This window comes from Tabrizicola sp. (genome assembly GCF_036781545.1).
GTDB lineage: Bacteria > Pseudomonadota > Alphaproteobacteria > Rhodobacterales > Rhodobacteraceae > Tabrizicola.
In genome coordinates this window covers 21,869-35,077 of record NZ_DAIQAT010000023.1, presented here as the reverse complement: position 1 = coordinate 35,077, position 13,209 = coordinate 21,869, and the positions used below count along the sequence as shown (strand labels likewise).

Sequence of the window (13,209 nt, the reverse complement as noted above, 5' to 3'; positions counted from 1 at the left end):
TCCGCCAGCAGGAGATGGAGGCGATCCGCGCCGCCAACTTCCTGATGAACCACGATGCGAACGGCGGCGAATGGATCCGCTTCGCCAAGGTGCTGGAAGCGGTCGAGGGCGGGATGACCTTCTCCGAAGCCTCCGCCGCCGCCTCTCAGGCCGCGGGCGGGCGTCGGGGCGGGCGCCGGGGCCGGGGCTGATCTAGCACAACTGCCCTCTCGCAGGCCGCGGGGGCAGCCCTGCCCTTGCCTTTCACATTTGCCCAAATATCCCCGCCGGAGGCATACCCCGAGCGGTTTTGCGTTCTTCACGCAAAACCGCGAGACAAAAGGACTTCGCGCGGCACGCGCTCAATTTCGTGGCCGCCCGCCCCGCGCGTCGGTGCATCGTCCTTCTCCGACCGGTAGCAAAGTCGAGGTGGTTTCCCCGCCACAAAACTACCAGACTGGCAGGACAGCACGCGGCGGCAGGAGACAGGCATGGCGCGATTCGTATCCAGCATGAACGTTTCGCTCGACGGCTATGTCGACCATGACAAGATGGTCCCGGATGACGACGTGTTCCGCCACTGGACCTTGGCGGTGAAGCGGACCCCGAACAGCCTCTACGGCCGCAAGACCTATGATCTCATGCGCTACTGGGACCCCGACCAGCCGGACTGGGACGACTCCCGGCGCGAATTCGCCCAAGCCTGGCGGGCGCAGAAGAAATGGGTCGTCTCGCAGACCCTGACCGAGGTCGGGCCGAACGCCACGCTGATCTCCTCCGACATCGAGGCGGCGGTGCGCCGCCTGAAAGACCGCCTTCCGGGTCAGGTCGATGTCTCGGGCACGATCCTCATGCAAAGCCTGTCCGACTGGGGGCTGATGGACGAATACCAGCTCGTCCTCCTCCCCGTCGCCCTGGGCGCGGGCAAGCCCTTCTTCGCCGGCCCCCGCCCGCCGATGCAGCTTTCGGGCAGCGACAGGATCGGGGCAAAGGCGATCCGCCTGACCTATACCGTGGCGTGACCGGTCAAGCCGCCCGGCCCTTCATATTTGCCCATATACTCCCGCGGCACGCGTTCCATCATGGCGACCGCCCCCCGCGCGCCCCTCACCTTTCCGTCACCCCTCCCCCAGCCCGGTTGATCCCCGCTGCCATCCTTGGCACCCTTCGCCCATGCGCTGCAGACCTGCCCCCCTGACGCTTGCCGCTCTCCTTTGCCTCGCGGCCCTCCCCGCGAAGGCCCCATGGGCGCAAGGCCTTTTCGACCCCAACGCCGCGCTGGAGACCGGGATCGACATCGCCGCGACCGCGCTTGCCAATGCGCTTGTCGCATCGCGTGACGCCGCCTGGGAGCAGGGCACCGAACCGATACCCCCGAACATCCGCGAAGCCCTTCTTGCCTGGTATCCCGCCGATCTTCTCGACAGCATCGAATATCGCGTCGGCGTGGCCGAGGAGGCCACCGTCCAGTCCCTCGCCATGCGCTACAGCGACGCGACCGCCGTCACCGCCATCGACACGATCATCTTCCATGACGCCAAGGACGCCCGGACCAACATCGCGCTCTGGGGCCATGAGGTGAAGCATGTCGAACAGTTCCGCCGCTGGGGCCTGATGGAGTTCTCCCGGCGCTACGTCCGCGACCACACGGCGGTGGAAGCCGAGGCCTATGCCATCGGCGCCGAGATCAAGGCGATATATGGCGGGGGATAGGGTGCTGGATTTCACGCACCATCTTCCCGAACCCAATCCTTAACACCACCCTAACGCCCGCGCCCAACCCCTTGAATTCCTTCCCTCGAAAATCTGCCCGCGCGTGGGCAGCTACCCCGCCACCGCCCGCAAGCTCGCCGCCCGGGCCGCGGGAATTCGGTCCACCTCGACGCAGGTGAAGACATGGAGGGTGTCCAGTTCCCGGTCCGCCACCGCGTGATCCGAGACCCAGCCCCCCATTCCCAGATAGGTCCGCAGCAAGGGCGGCAGCCCTGCCAGCCCAGCCCTCCGGTCCACCACCGGCCCCGCCAGTCCCGGATAGTCCACCACCTCCGCCGCCTTCCGGCCCGGCAGGTGGTCCGCAGGCCCGATGAACCCCTCCGCCAGCAGCGCCAGCGCCGCCCGGTGAAGCCTCCATTCGGCCCCCCGGAAGCTGGAGCACCCCAGGATCAGCCCCGCCTGCCCCTCGTCGACCATCCGGGTCATCGCCCCCCAGGCCAGCCGCAGCACGTCGGGATGCACCCCTCCGGAGGCCACGCAGAACCGTCCCATCTCGGCAACCGGCTTCGCATAGCCCGAAAGCGGCCCGACATCGTAGAACCGCGCCGCATAGCCTTGCGCCAGCCCTGCCCCCCAGCCGAACAGCATCACGCGGAAATAGGCCAGCATCCCCTCTGGCCCCTCGACCATCACATGCGCCGACAGCGCGTCCTGCGCATCCTCTTCCTCCCCTGCCGCCCGGGGGAAGGCCGCGCGGCGGAAGGCCATGACCCGGCCCATGTCCGCCGCCCCCTCGGCGAGCCGCGCCACCATTCCGCCTTTCCCCAGTGGATCCACGCCCTTTTCCCCCGCGCCGTGACGCCCTATCTATCGCATATCCGAACAGGGGACGCAGCATGGACAAGATCGAGAAGACCGATGCGGAATGGCGCGCCGAACTGGACGAAGCCGCCTACCGGGTGACACGCCAGCACGGGACGGAACGCGCCTTCTCGCATCCCGGCTTCCCCAAGGAAGCAGGCACATTCCACTGCGTCTGCTGCGGCGCGCCGCTCTTCGACCAGGAGGACAAGTTCGAGTCGGGCTGCGGCTGGCCCAGTTTCACCGCGCCCGTCTCGCCCGAAGCGGTGGAGGAATCCGAGGACCGCAGCCATTTCATGCTGCGCACCGAGGTACACTGCCCACGCTGCGCCGCGCATCTGGGCCATGTCTTTCCCGACGGCCCGCGGGATCGCGGCGGCCTGCGCTACTGCATCAACGGTGTCGCGCTGACCTTCGACCCGAAGGACTGACCGTCAGTTCCGGCCCAGCATGCTGGCCGCGTCCACCCGGCCGAAGTTGCCCAGAATCTGCTGGATGAACGACATGCCCTTCACATTGGTCTCGGTCACCCGGCGCGAGATTTCGACCACGCGGCCGTCCGCCAGCCCGAAGCGGGCGATGTTCTCGACGGTGCCCTTCTCGTTGAAGGTCACGGCCAGCACCTGCCGGTCGATCTCTTGCGGGGCGCGCGGGCCGAAATGCTTGTAGCGGCTCTGCACGTAGAACCAGCCCTCGTCGTTCAAGAGGCCCGAGGTCGAGGGTCGGCCGATCTTCTGGCCCACCGTGTCGCGCGTGTCCTTGCCGACCTCGACCAGCGCCAGCTCGTCCTCGGTCGGGACATAGCCATGGTTGCGGTAGACCGGCGCACAGGCCGCCAGCCCGGCCACCAGAACCAGCATCAGGCCGCGCCTGCGCGATGCCTGACAGGCCGCCAGGACCGACCGCGACACCCGGAAATCTGCCATGCCTGCCCTCACGTCCCGCTGCTGATGCGTCATCTGCCGAAGCGGGTTCTTCAAAACCCTTGGCAATCGGGATAACAGATGATCAGCCCCTTGCACAAGAATGGAACGCCGCACCCCGACCGCGACGGCGTATTCCCGGAAAGCCAGTGATGACCGACCCAGCCAATCCCCGCCCGACCCGTTTCCGCACCGGCGGCCTCAGCCCGCGCAAGCCGACGCGGTTCAGCTACCGGCCCGATGCCGGGGAACGCGCGACCCTGGCCCAGGACCTTGGGTTGATCTCCCTGCACCGGCTGGACCTGACCGGCGAAATCCGTCCCGCAGGTCGCGACGAGCTGGTGCTGGAGGCGACCTTGACCGCCGCCGCGGATCAGGCCTGCAGCATCACGCTGGCTCCGGTCCCCGCCACCGTCAGCGAAACCGTCCGCCGCCGGTATGTCGCGGGACTGGAGACGCCCGAAGGCGACGAGGTGGAGATGCCCGAGGACGACAGCGTCGAGCCGATGCCCGAGCTGATCGATCTTGCCGAAGTCGCCGCCGAGGCGCTGGCCCTGGCCCTGCCGCTTTATCCCCGCGCGCCGGGCGCCGAATTCGCGCACGCCGTTCACGCGGCCGAGGGCGTGACGCCCCTGTCCGACGCCGATCTGAAGCCCTTCGCTGGGCTGCAGGGCCTCGCGGCGAAGCTTGCCGCCAAGGAGGAACCGGGACCGGAAGGGGACGAGTGACCTCCCGCTCATGCCCGTCTCGCGCCTGCGAAAAGGGGGTTGCGCCGACCGGAAATCCGAGTATGTTCCGCGCCTCATTCAAGCTGCGAAACAGCATCCGTTTCCTGCTGCCGAATCCGGCAGGATCGCGCTTGATCGCAAAGGAAATCCGGGGCGCATGTCCCCACTGCCCGAGGTTGAGACATGGCTGTCCCGCAGAACCGCACCACGAAATCCCGCCGCAACATGCGCCGCGCGCATGACGCGCTGGTTGCCGCCAACCCGAACGACTGCCCGAACTGTGGCGAGCTGAAGCGTCCGCACCATGTGTGCAGCGCCTGCGGCCACTACGATTCGCGCGAAGTCGTCTCGATGGCGCGCGAAGTCGACATCGACGAGGACGCGGCGTAAGCCACGCCCCGCGCGATTGACCCATGGCCACCGGACCCGAGTCTGCGTCTGCCACGGCTCCCGAGCGCGTAGTCATTTCAGTTGACGCCATGGGTGGCGATCGCGGGCCGGCAGCCGTCGTTGCCGGCCTCGTCGATTCCCTCGCCCGGCACCCCCGCATGGACGTAATCCTGCACGGCGACGAGGCCGCGCTGCGCCCCCTCCTTGCCCGGCACCCCGACCTTGCGCCGCGCGTGACCCTCCGCCACTCCGACCGGGTGGTGAAGATGGAGGACAAGCCCGCCCAGGTCATGCGCCACGGGCAAGGCACCTCGATGTGGGCGACCATCGACGCGGTGAAGGACGGCGAGGCTGCGGCAGCGGTCTCCTGCGGCAATACCGGCGCGTTGATGGCGGTGTCGATGCTGCGGCTGCGCAAGCTTCCCGGCCTGAACCGTCCCGCCATCGCCAGCCTCTTTCCGACCCCCACCCCCGGCAAGACGAACGTCATGCTGGACATGGGCGCCGATGTGAAGGCCGACCCCGCCGACCTTCTGCAATTCGCCTTCATGGGGGCGTCCTATGCGCGGAACGGCCTCGCGATTTCCCGCCCGCGCGTCGGCCTTCTCAACGTCGGCACCGAAGAGCACAAGGGCCGGGCCGAATTGCAGGAGGCGAACACCCTTCTCTCCCGCAGCGCCGAGGCGGGCAGCTTCGACTATGTGGGCTTCGTCGAAGGCACCGACATCCTCTCCGACCGGGTTGACGTGATCGTGACCGACGGCTTCACCGGCAATGTGGCGTTGAAGGCCATCGAGGGCACCGCGCGGCTGGTGGGCGATCTCCTCCGCCAGACCCTGACCTCGACGCTGATGGCAAAGCTCGGCGCGCTCCTCGCCCGGGGGGCGCTGCGGCGGCTGCAACTCAGGATCGACCCGCGCCGGGTGAACGGCGGGGTCTTCCTCGGCCTCAACGGGACCGTGGTCAAATCGCACGGCTCGGCGGATGCGACCGGGGTCTCCGCCGCCATCGGCCTTGCCTACCAGCTGGCACAAGTCCGTTTCCTGGAACGGCTCGCAGCGCGGGTTGCATCCGCCGAAGCCGCGGGGCAGGATGCGCAAGTGGGGGCCGAAGAGGCCGGGACCGGAGGCAATCCTTCCGCATGATACGCGCCGCAGTCAGGGGCGTCGGGCATTATCTGCCCGACCGTGTCGTCCCCAACGCCGAATTCGAAGCCATCGTCGACACTTCGGATGAATGGATCCGCTCCCGCTCCGGCATCGAGCGGCGGCATTTCGCCGCCGAGGGCCAGCTGACCAGCGACCTCGCCACCCGCGCCGCCAGGGCCGCTCTTGCCGACGCCGGGATCGACGCCGATCAGGTCGACGCGATCATCGTCGCGACCTCCACCCCCGATCTCACCTTCCCGTCGGTCGCCACCATGGTGCAGGCGGCGCTTGGCGTGACCAAGGGCTTCGCCTTCGACGTCCAGGCGGTCTGCGCCGGATTCGTCTTCGCCATGGCCAATGCCAATGCGCTGATCCTCTCCGGCCAGGCTGCCCGCGTGCTGGTGATCGGGGCCGAAACCTTCAGCCGCCTGATGAACTGGAAGGACCGCTCTACCTGCGTGCTCTTCGGCGATGGCGCGGGGGCCGTGGTGCTGGAGGCGGTCGAAGGTCAGGGCACCAACGCCGACCGCGGCATCCTTGCGACCGACCTCAATTCCGACGGGCGCTACAAGGACATCCTCTATGTCGACGGCGGCACCTCGACCGGGACGACCGGGCACCTGGTGATGGAAGGCAAGGAAGTCTTCCGCCATGCCATTGAAAAGCTTGCAGAAACAGCGCACCACTCGCTGGACAAGGCCGGGCTGACCGCGGAAGATGTCGACTGGATCGTCCCGCACCAGGCCAATATCCGCATCATCGAGGGCACCGCGAAACGGATGCAGGTCCCGATGGATCGCGTGGTCGTCACCGTGCAGGATCACGGCAACACCTCCGCCGCCTCGATCCCGCTGGCGCTGTCGGTCGGCAAGGCGCGCGGGCAGATCAAGCCGGGCGATCTGGTGGTGACCGAGGCCATCGGCGGCGGCCTTGCCTGGGGCTCGGTCGTCCTGCGCTGGTAATCGCCTTTAACGGCGCTTCCCAAGTGCTTGATATTGACTCGTAAATCCATCCGGCCCATCCTCGCGCCACAACAAACTCGTGGGGGACGAGATGAGCGAGAAGACCCTGACCCGGATGGACCTTTCCGAAGCCGTGTTTCGCGAAGTGGGCCTCAGCCGCAACGAATCTGCCAATCTCGTCGAAGCGGTCCTGCAACATATGTCCGATGCGCTCGCCTCGGGCGAGACGGTGAAGATTTCCTCCTTCGGCACCTTTTCGGTCCGCGCCAAGACGGCCCGGGTCGGCCGCAACCCGAAGACGGGCGAGGAAGTGCCGATCTCGCCCCGCCGTGTCCTGACCTTCCGCCCCTCGCATCTGATGAAGGATCGCGTGGCCGCCGGGAAGAAGCGCTAAGGACGGCGGATGGACAAGTCGCCCGACGCCTTCCGCACCATCAGCGAGGTTGCCGAGTCGCTTGCCACCCCGGCACATGTGCTGCGCTTCTGGGAAAGCCGCTTTCCGCAGATCAAGCCGGTGAAACGGGCCGGAGGGCGGCGCTACTATCGCCCCTCGGACGTGGCGCTCTTGACCGGGATCAAGCGGCTTCTGCATGACGAAGGGCTGACGATCCGCGGCGTCCAGAAGATCCTGCGCGACCAGGGCGTACGCCATGTCGCCGGGCTTACGGACGATTCGGTCAGCCTCGACGACCTGATCACCCCGCCCGAAGCGCTGGAGGCCGAGGTTCCCGAAGCCGGCTTCGTCGCCATCGACGACCCCGACCCCGAGGAGGCCCCAGCCCCGCCCTCCCGGCCAGCCCGGGTGCCGGTCGAACAAAGCGGGCTGCCGCTCTTCGACCAACCCTTCGACGCGCCCCCCGCCTTGGCCCGCACCGCGCCGCCGAAGAAGCCCACCCTGCGCACCGATACCACTTTTGCCAGTCTGGTCAGGGCTTTGCCGCGCAATTCGGCGTCGGGGAACCGGCGAGAGCTGGCCGAAATCGCCCGACGGCTGGCCGCTTTGCGGGCGCAGATGGCCGCGCGGGCCGAAGGCGGCATCGGCTGACGCATCCATGCGCTTTCCTGCTTGCCCCGGCCCGGAATATCGCTATGTATCGCCCCGTGTCGGGCCGTAGCGCAGCCTGGTTAGCGCGTCCGTCTGGGGGGCGGGAGGTCGAGAGTTCGAATCTCTCCGGCCCGACCATCGAAAACCCGCCCGCCTGCCATCCGGCAGCGCGGGCGGTTTCACATCTGGCCTGCGGGGAGACGCGATGACATCCGGAGTGTTGCCCGCGCAGGCCCTGCGCCAGCTGATCGCCGAGGGCGCGCTTGCCGCCTCCCCCGCGATCCGGGACGACCAGATCCAGCCCGCCAGCCTCGACCTGCGGCTCGGCCCCGTGGCCTACCGGGTCCGGGCCTCGTTCCTGGCCGGGCATGGCCGCAGCGTGCAGGAACGGCTGGACGAATTCACCATGCACAAGGTGAACCTGGCCGAAGGCGCGGTGCTGGAGAAGAACTGCGTCTACGTGATCCCGCTGGCCGAACGGCTGGCGCTTCCGCAAGGCGTGACCGCTGTGGCGAACGCCAAAAGCTCCTCCGGCCGCCTCGACCTGCTGACCCGCACCATCACCGACGGCGGTGCCGAATTCGACCGCATCCCCGAAGGTTACACCGGCCCACTCTACGCCGAGGTCTGCCCGCGCAGCTTCTCGGTCCTCGTCCGCGAGGGCCAGCGCCTGAACCAGATCCGCTTCCGGCGCGGTCAGGCGGTCCTTTCCGACGCAGAATTGACCGCCCTCCACGCCGCGGACCCGCTGGTCTCGGGCGAGGCGGTGATCTCGGAAGGCCTCGGCTTTTCCGTCGACCTGAAGCCTGCTGCCGGCACCCTCGTCGGCTATCGCGCCAAGCCGCATACCGGGGTCGTCGATCTGGACAGGATCGGCCACTACCCCACCTCCGACTTCTGGGAGGAACTGCACGCCACCGACGGCCGCATAATCCTCGACCCCGGCGCCTTCTACATCCTCGTCAGCCGCGAGGCGGTGACGATCCCCCCCGACTATGCCGCCGAGATGGCGCCCTACCTCGCCATGGTCGGCGAATTCCGTGTCCATTACGCGGGCTTCTTCGATCCCGGCTTTGGCCATGCCGCCGCCGGGGGCACCGGGTCGCGCGGAGTGCTGGAAGTTCGCTGCCATGAAGCCCCCTTCGTGCTGGAACATGGTCAGGTTGTGGGCCGCCTGGTCTATGAGCGCATGTCCGAACGCCCCGAAACCCTCTACGGCGCGGGGATCGCTTCGAACTACCAGGGCCAGGGGCTGAAGCTCGCCAAGCAATTCCGGTCGGCCTGACGCGCGTTTCGTGCTAGGCTGCCCTGAATGACGCAGACCCCGTGGAGGGTGTCGATGCGGGCTCGCTTGGCAGGAGGACTGGCTCTCGGCCTTGCCGTGCTGACAGCGGCCCTGCCCGCCCATGCCAACCGCCTGACCTTCGAGGTCTGGCCCGACGCCTCGCCCGACCATGCCGTTTCCTGCACCTTCGCCCTGTCGGACGGCTGGATCAGCCTGGTCCAGGTCACCGGCGCCGGAATGCCCGGGCCGAAGCCGATGCGCTGGCGGGCCTCACAACCCGAAGTCGAGGCGCTCACGACCAGCCTGCAAGCCTTCGTCGGCGGCGAGCTGGGTTCGGTCGACCCCTATCTCTCCCGCCAGCCCCCCGCCCCCTTCCTGTCGGTGACTTGGATGACGCGGCTCGATGACCGCCTCAAGACCGGCCTCTACATCCAGCCCGGCCTCGCCCTGCCCCGCCCGCTGTCGCAGACGCTCGCCTCGCTCGGCCTCGACCGCCCCTGCGGCCTTACCGCCAGAGCCGCCGAGTGAGCTTCTGCACCTGCTTGGCCCGCGCGGCAAGGTCCCGCGCCTTCCTCGCCTGCTCGCGCTCTTCCGGCGTCATCTCCGCCTCGGGCTTGCCGCGTCGCGTGGCATAGTTCAGGCCTGCATCCATGGCGCTGCGCACAAGCATCCGCGCCAGCATGTTGAAAAGGCCGTTCAGGTTCATCCCTGCCTCCTCAGTCCTCGAACAACTCGCTCTGCCCCGCCAGGGCTTCCTCGTCCTCGTCCCCCGCCGCAGCCTGCCCCGGCAGCGGCCGCGAATCCAGAAGCCCCGCCGCCCGCAGCTCCTTCAGCCCCGGCAGGTCGCGCGCCGATTCCAGCCCGAAATGGTCGAGGAAGGTCTCCGTCACCACGAAGGTCACCGGCCTGCCCGGCGTCATCCGCCGCCGCCCCAGCCTTATCCATTCCAGCTCCATCAGCTGGTCCACCGTCCCCCGGCTGACCGCAACCCCCCGGATTTCCTCGATCTCCGCCCGCGTCACCGGCTGGTGGTAGGCCACGATCGCCAAGGTCTCGATCGCCGCGCGGGAAAGCTTGCGGACCTCCACCGTCTCGCGCCGCATCAGGAACCCCAGGTCGGCGGCGGTGCGGAAGGCATAGGCGTCGCCCACGCGCACCAGGTTCACCCCCCGCCCCTCGTACCGCCGCTTCAGATGCACCAGCGCCTCGGCCGGGTCCGCGCCATGCGGCATCCGCGCTTCCAGTTCCGCCAGCGTCACGGCTTCCGCCGAGGCGAACAGGATCGCCTCCACCATCCGCTCCTGCTCGCCCATCGGCGGGGCGTCGAACAGGCTGTTTTCCTCGTCCTGGGGCATCACCCCTCCTTCCGGCGCAATTCGATGGGGGCAAAGGTCTCGCCCTGCCGCAGCACCACCTGCCCGCGCTTCGCCATCTCCAGCACCGCCGCGAAATGCGCCGCCAGTGACGACCGCCGCGCCATCGGCGTCGCATCCCAGCCCTCGGGCAGGAAGCTTACCAGCGTCGCCCAGTCGCCCACATAGCCGATCAGCCCGCGCATCCGCTCCAGCGCCTGCTCCATCGTGTAGACATGTTCGCGGTCCAGGACAAAGGGCCGGAACTCGTCCTTGGTGCGGATCTGCGCATAGGCGCGCATCAGGTCCAGAAGCGTGGCGGTATAGCTGACCTTGCGGTGATGGGTCAGGTCTTCCGGCACCCCGCGGGCGAAGAAATCCCGCCCCAGCTGGTCGCGTCCCATCAGCCGGGCGGCGGCATCGCGCATCGCCTGCAAGCGCTCCAGCTGGAAGGCCAGATGCGCCGCCAGGTCCTCGGCGCTTGGCCCTTCGTCGCCCGGTTCCGGCGGCAACAGCAGCCGCGATTTCAGGAAGGCAAGCCAGGCCGCCATCACCAGATAATCCGCCGCCAGCTCGATCCGCAGCGTCCGCGCCCTTTCGACGAAGCCCAGATATTGCTCGGCCAGCTTCAGGACGGAAATCTTCCGCAGGTCGACCTTCTGCGTGCGGGACAGCGTGAGCAGCAGATCCAGCGGCCCCTCGAACCCGTCGACATCGACGATCAGCGCCTCGGCGGCCAGCCGATCCTCGGGCGAGATGCGTTCGGGCTGCTCCCAGTCTTCCTCAGCCATGCGCCAGCTCTGCCAGCGCCGCCTCGACATCCGCCGTCGCCGACCGTCGCGCCGCCACCGCCGCCTCGGCCCTTGCCAGCGCCTCGGGGCCCATCGCCCCGGCCGCACCCGCGACCTCGACCATCTCGGCCATGTCGCCCTTGCAGTGCAGCGCCACATCCACTCCCGCCGCGATCGTCCGCGCGGTGCGTTCGGCCAGGGTTCCCGACAAGGCCTGCATGTTCAGGTCATCCGACATGAGCAGGCCCTTGAATCCGATCTCCTCGCGGATCACCCGGATCATCCTGGGCGATTGCGTGGCGGGCCGGTCAGGATCAAGCGCCGCAAAGACCAGATGCGCCGTCATCGCCATCGGCAGGTCGGCCAGCGCCCGGAACGGCGCGAAATCCACCGCCGCCAGCTCCTCATGCGAGGCTTCTACCGTCGGCAGGTCGTGATGCGTATCCACATGGGAAAGCCCGTGCCCCGGCATATGCTTCATCACCGGCAGCACCCCGCCGGCCATCAGCCCCTCGGCCACCGCGCGCCCGATCCGCGCCACGGTCTCCGGGTCGCGGCCATAGCAGCGGTTCATCAGGAAGGGATGCGTCTCGGGCCGCACCACGTCCAGCGTCGGGATGCAGTCGGCGTCGATCCCCACCGCCGCCAGTTCCGCCGCCATTACCGTGGACCGCAGCCGCATCACCCGCTCCGCCGCCTCCAGCGATCCGGCCCCGTCCACCGTATCCAAGGGCGGCGTCCATTCCCGCCAATGGGGGCTGCGCAGCCGCTGCACCCGCCCGCCCTCCTGATCGACCAGCACCGGCGCATCCCGGCCCACCGCCTCGCGCAGGTCGGCGGTCAGGCGCCGCAGCTGGCCCGGGGTCTCGATGTTGCGGGCGAAGACGATGAAGCCGAACGGGTCGGCCTCGCGATAGAAAGCGCGCTCCTCGGGCAGAAGGTCCGGCCCGGCGCAGCCGAAGATCACGGCGCCACGGCCCACCGTCATTTCTGCGGCACCGGAATGCAGACCGCATTCTCGCTGACAAAGGCAGAACAGAAGCGCCGCGCGTCATCCTCGCCCTCGAAGCCATGCGCCCGCAGCCGATAGAAGGTGCGCCCGCCGCTCTCCGCCGGTTGCACCACCATCGCCTTCCCCGCCATCAGCTCGCCGAAGCGGCCCTGCAGGCGCACCCATTCGGCCCGCGCCTCCTCTGCCGTGTCGAAGGTGCCGAACTGCACCAGCCTTGTGCCGGGGGCGATCGTCGCCGGATCGACCTCGTTCATCGCGGCCTGCGCCACCGTCGCCGCCGTCGCCGCCGGAGCAGCCGCGACCGCCGCCCGCGCGCCGGGCCGGGCCCTGGGCCGCGGCGAGACGGTGATCGCCCCTTCGGGCGCGGGCTCGGCCATCTCTTCCGCCAGGGTCACGTCGTCCACGACCGCCGCATCGCCCGGAATTTCCCCCAGCGCCTCGGCCAAAGCCGCATCCACGGCAATCTCGGTCGGGTTCGCGCTTTCGGTCGGCGGGGCCGCCGCCAGCGCCAGATCGGCATCCGCCGTCAACGCGGTTGCCGGGGCCGAGGCCTCGGACAGTTCCGGCATCGGATCGCCGCCCAGACCCGCAGTATCCTCGGGCGCAAGCTCCACCGGGCGCGGGGCCAGCAACAGCTTTTCCGGAGGTGGGGCGGCAATGCCGACGGCAGCCACGGTGTTGACGGCAAGGCCTTGGTTGTCAGCGACCTCGCCCCCCGGATCGGTGGGCGAAATCCGCATCGGCCCTTCCATCGCCTGGATCACCGGCACGCCGTTCACGTCGCGCACCGCCAGCTTGTAGCCCCAAAAGCCCAGACCCAGCACCAGCACCAGCGAGGTCAGGCCCCCCGCAAGATTGATCTTCCGTTGCAGCTTGTCTGCAGCCGCAGCATCCCGGGCGCCCTGTCGCGGGGCCTGCCTCTCGGACGAGAAGCCGCCGCCGAAGTCATAATCTGCGTCCGCCATCTGCTGCCCCTGCCTGCGGGGTGGTTGATCCGCCCCTCGCATTCACGCCTTGTCC

At 68.5% G+C, this 13,209-nt stretch carries 18 protein-coding genes, 1 tRNA gene and 1 pseudogene; 13 read left to right on the top strand and 7 right to left on the bottom strand.

All coding sequences use genetic code 11. The features are described from left to right. From V7Q39_RS06450 to V7Q39_RS06440, 3 genes and pseudogenes are all read left to right on the top strand, one after another. Nucleotides 1-191 (top strand): annotated as a pseudogene (locus V7Q39_RS06450) (methyltetrahydrofolate cobalamin methyltransferase); the annotation flags it as partial. Between the two features lie 279 nt (nucleotides 192-470). Then, on the top strand, nucleotides 471-1,001 hold the full coding sequence (locus V7Q39_RS06445; RefSeq protein WP_333815734.1) for a dihydrofolate reductase family protein: 531 nt from the start codon (nucleotides 471-473) through the stop codon (nucleotides 999-1,001). Between the two features lie 151 nt (nucleotides 1,002-1,152). Continuing rightward, entirely contained in the window at nucleotides 1,153-1,692 is a 540-nt protein-coding gene (locus V7Q39_RS06440) for an eCIS core domain-containing protein (RefSeq protein WP_333815733.1), read from the top strand. A 111-nt stretch (nucleotides 1,693-1,803) separates the two neighbouring features. Here the strand turns inward: V7Q39_RS06440 and V7Q39_RS06435 are convergent, their stop codons facing one another. Next, on the bottom strand, nucleotides 1,804-2,505 hold the full coding sequence (locus V7Q39_RS06435) for a GNAT family N-acyltransferase (protein ID WP_333815732.1): 702 nt from the start codon (nucleotides 2,503-2,505) through the stop codon (nucleotides 1,804-1,806). Between the two features lie 83 nt (nucleotides 2,506-2,588). On the opposite strand from V7Q39_RS06435, the gene msrB reads away from it, so the two are divergent. Continuing rightward, entirely contained in the window at nucleotides 2,589-2,984 is a 396-nt protein-coding gene (gene msrB, locus V7Q39_RS06430) for a peptide-methionine (R)-S-oxide reductase MsrB (protein WP_333815731.1), read from the top strand. Between the two features lie 3 nt (nucleotides 2,985-2,987). On the opposite strand, the gene V7Q39_RS06425 is transcribed toward msrB, so the two are convergent. Then, nucleotides 2,988-3,512 (bottom strand): outer membrane protein assembly factor BamE, encoded by a 525-nt coding sequence (locus V7Q39_RS06425; RefSeq protein ID WP_443082493.1) that lies wholly within the window; start codon nucleotides 3,510-3,512, stop codon nucleotides 2,988-2,990. A 116-nt stretch (nucleotides 3,513-3,628) separates the two neighbouring features. Here V7Q39_RS06425 and V7Q39_RS06420 point away from each other — a divergent pair, with 116 nt between their 5' ends. The 9 genes from V7Q39_RS06420 (at nucleotide 3,629) to V7Q39_RS06380 (ending at nucleotide 9,562) form a co-directional block, all read left to right on the top strand. Next, a complete protein-coding gene (locus V7Q39_RS06420; RefSeq protein WP_333815730.1) occupies nucleotides 3,629-4,204 on the top strand; it encodes a YceD family protein in 576 nt (191 codons plus the stop codon). Nucleotides 4,205-4,387: 183 nt separating this feature from the next. Beyond that, nucleotides 4,388-4,594 (top strand): 50S ribosomal protein L32, encoded by a 207-nt coding sequence (gene rpmF / locus V7Q39_RS06415; RefSeq protein ID WP_294983202.1) that lies wholly within the window; start codon nucleotides 4,388-4,390, stop codon nucleotides 4,592-4,594. 23 nt (nucleotides 4,595-4,617) lie between these two features. Then, nucleotides 4,618-5,739 (top strand): phosphate acyltransferase PlsX, encoded by a 1,122-nt coding sequence (gene plsX / locus V7Q39_RS06410; protein ID WP_333815729.1) that lies wholly within the window; start codon nucleotides 4,618-4,620, stop codon nucleotides 5,737-5,739. After that, entirely contained in the window at nucleotides 5,736-6,704 is a 969-nt protein-coding gene (locus V7Q39_RS06405) for a beta-ketoacyl-ACP synthase III (RefSeq protein ID WP_333815728.1), read from the top strand. Before plsX ends, V7Q39_RS06405 begins: the two co-directional genes overlap by 4 nt. Nucleotides 6,705-6,783: 79 nt before the next feature. After that, entirely contained in the window at nucleotides 6,784-7,098 is a 315-nt protein-coding gene (ihfA, locus tag V7Q39_RS06400) for an integration host factor subunit alpha (protein ID WP_294983260.1), read from the top strand. A gap of 9 nt (nucleotides 7,099-7,107) precedes the next feature. Further along, nucleotides 7,108-7,749: a MerR family transcriptional regulator gene (locus V7Q39_RS06395; RefSeq protein ID WP_333815727.1), complete on the top strand. Its 642-nt coding sequence runs from the start codon at nucleotides 7,108-7,110 to the stop codon at nucleotides 7,747-7,749. Between the two features lie 60 nt (nucleotides 7,750-7,809). Further along, nucleotides 7,810-7,887 (top strand) — tRNA-Pro (locus V7Q39_RS06390). Between the two features lie 67 nt (nucleotides 7,888-7,954). Then, nucleotides 7,955-9,034 carry a 2'-deoxycytidine 5'-triphosphate deaminase gene (locus V7Q39_RS06385; protein ID WP_333815726.1) on the top strand — a complete coding sequence of 360 codons (1,080 nt, stop codon included), beginning with the start codon at nucleotides 7,955-7,957 and terminating at the stop codon, nucleotides 9,032-9,034. Between the two features lie 66 nt (nucleotides 9,035-9,100). Further along, nucleotides 9,101-9,562 carry a hypothetical protein gene (locus V7Q39_RS06380; protein ID WP_333815725.1) on the top strand — a complete coding sequence of 154 codons (462 nt, stop codon included), beginning with the start codon at nucleotides 9,101-9,103 and terminating at the stop codon, nucleotides 9,560-9,562. On the opposite strand, the gene V7Q39_RS06375 is transcribed toward V7Q39_RS06380, so the two are convergent. Genes V7Q39_RS06375 through V7Q39_RS06355 form a run of 5 tightly spaced genes read right to left on the bottom strand, consistent with a single transcriptional unit; the run spans nucleotide 9,540 to nucleotide 13,154 of the window. Continuing rightward, a complete protein-coding gene (locus V7Q39_RS06375) occupies nucleotides 9,540-9,740 on the bottom strand; it encodes a hypothetical protein (RefSeq protein WP_333815724.1) in 201 nt (66 codons plus the stop codon). The two genes, V7Q39_RS06380 and V7Q39_RS06375, sit on opposite strands and share 23 nt — an antisense overlap. A gap of 10 nt (nucleotides 9,741-9,750) precedes the next feature. Next, the gene (gene scpB / locus V7Q39_RS06370) at nucleotides 9,751-10,389 is read right to left on the bottom strand and encodes an SMC-Scp complex subunit ScpB (RefSeq protein WP_333815723.1); all 639 of its coding nucleotides are present in this window, start codon (nucleotides 10,387-10,389) and stop codon (nucleotides 9,751-9,753) included. Then, on the bottom strand, nucleotides 10,389-11,177 hold the full coding sequence (locus V7Q39_RS06365) for a segregation and condensation protein A (protein ID WP_333815722.1): 789 nt from the start codon (nucleotides 11,175-11,177) through the stop codon (nucleotides 10,389-10,391). The genes scpB and V7Q39_RS06365 overlap by 1 nt, the downstream gene beginning before the upstream one ends. Then, nucleotides 11,170-12,165, bottom strand: coding sequence for a glycoside hydrolase family 3 protein (locus V7Q39_RS06360; RefSeq protein WP_333815721.1), 996 nt, complete (start codon nucleotides 12,163-12,165; stop codon nucleotides 11,170-11,172). The genes V7Q39_RS06365 and V7Q39_RS06360 overlap by 8 nt, the downstream gene beginning before the upstream one ends. After that, nucleotides 12,162-13,154: an SPOR domain-containing protein gene (locus V7Q39_RS06355; RefSeq protein WP_333815720.1), complete on the bottom strand. Its 993-nt coding sequence runs from the start codon at nucleotides 13,152-13,154 to the stop codon at nucleotides 12,162-12,164. Before V7Q39_RS06355 ends, V7Q39_RS06360 begins: the two co-directional genes overlap by 4 nt. Nucleotides 13,155-13,209 lie beyond the last annotated feature (55 nt).

Coding starts and splice junctions, on each gene's coding strand:
- V7Q39_RS06445 (WP_333815734.1), top strand. CDS start 471: ATGGCGCGATTCGTATCCAGCATGAACGTTTCGCTCGACGGCTATGTC.
- V7Q39_RS06440 (WP_333815733.1), top strand. CDS start 1,153: ATGCGCTGCAGACCTGCCCCCCTGACGCTTGCCGCTCTCCTTTGCCTC.
- V7Q39_RS06435 (WP_333815732.1), bottom strand. CDS start 2,505: ATGGTGGCGCGGCTCGCCGAGGGGGCGGCGGACATGGGCCGGGTCATG.
- msrB (WP_333815731.1), top strand. CDS start 2,589: ATGGACAAGATCGAGAAGACCGATGCGGAATGGCGCGCCGAACTGGAC.
- V7Q39_RS06425 (WP_443082493.1), bottom strand. CDS start 3,512: ATGACGCATCAGCAGCGGGACGTGAGGGCAGGCATGGCAGATTTCCGG.
- V7Q39_RS06420 (WP_333815730.1), top strand. CDS start 3,629: ATGACCGACCCAGCCAATCCCCGCCCGACCCGTTTCCGCACCGGCGGC.
- rpmF (WP_294983202.1), top strand. CDS start 4,388: ATGGCTGTCCCGCAGAACCGCACCACGAAATCCCGCCGCAACATGCGC.
- plsX (WP_333815729.1), top strand. CDS start 4,618: ATGGCCACCGGACCCGAGTCTGCGTCTGCCACGGCTCCCGAGCGCGTA.
- V7Q39_RS06405 (WP_333815728.1), top strand. CDS start 5,736: ATGATACGCGCCGCAGTCAGGGGCGTCGGGCATTATCTGCCCGACCGT.
- V7Q39_RS06395 (WP_333815727.1), top strand. CDS start 7,108: ATGGACAAGTCGCCCGACGCCTTCCGCACCATCAGCGAGGTTGCCGAG.
- V7Q39_RS06385 (WP_333815726.1), top strand. CDS start 7,955: ATGACATCCGGAGTGTTGCCCGCGCAGGCCCTGCGCCAGCTGATCGCC.
- V7Q39_RS06375 (WP_333815724.1), bottom strand. CDS start 9,740: ATGAACCTGAACGGCCTTTTCAACATGCTGGCGCGGATGCTTGTGCGC.
- scpB (WP_333815723.1), bottom strand. CDS start 10,389: ATGCCCCAGGACGAGGAAAACAGCCTGTTCGACGCCCCGCCGATGGGC.
- V7Q39_RS06365 (WP_333815722.1), bottom strand. CDS start 11,177: ATGGCTGAGGAAGACTGGGAGCAGCCCGAACGCATCTCGCCCGAGGAT.
- V7Q39_RS06360 (WP_333815721.1), bottom strand. CDS start 12,165: ATGACGGTGGGCCGTGGCGCCGTGATCTTCGGCTGCGCCGGGCCGGAC.
- V7Q39_RS06355 (WP_333815720.1), bottom strand. CDS start 13,154: ATGGCGGACGCAGATTATGACTTCGGCGGCGGCTTCTCGTCCGAGAGG.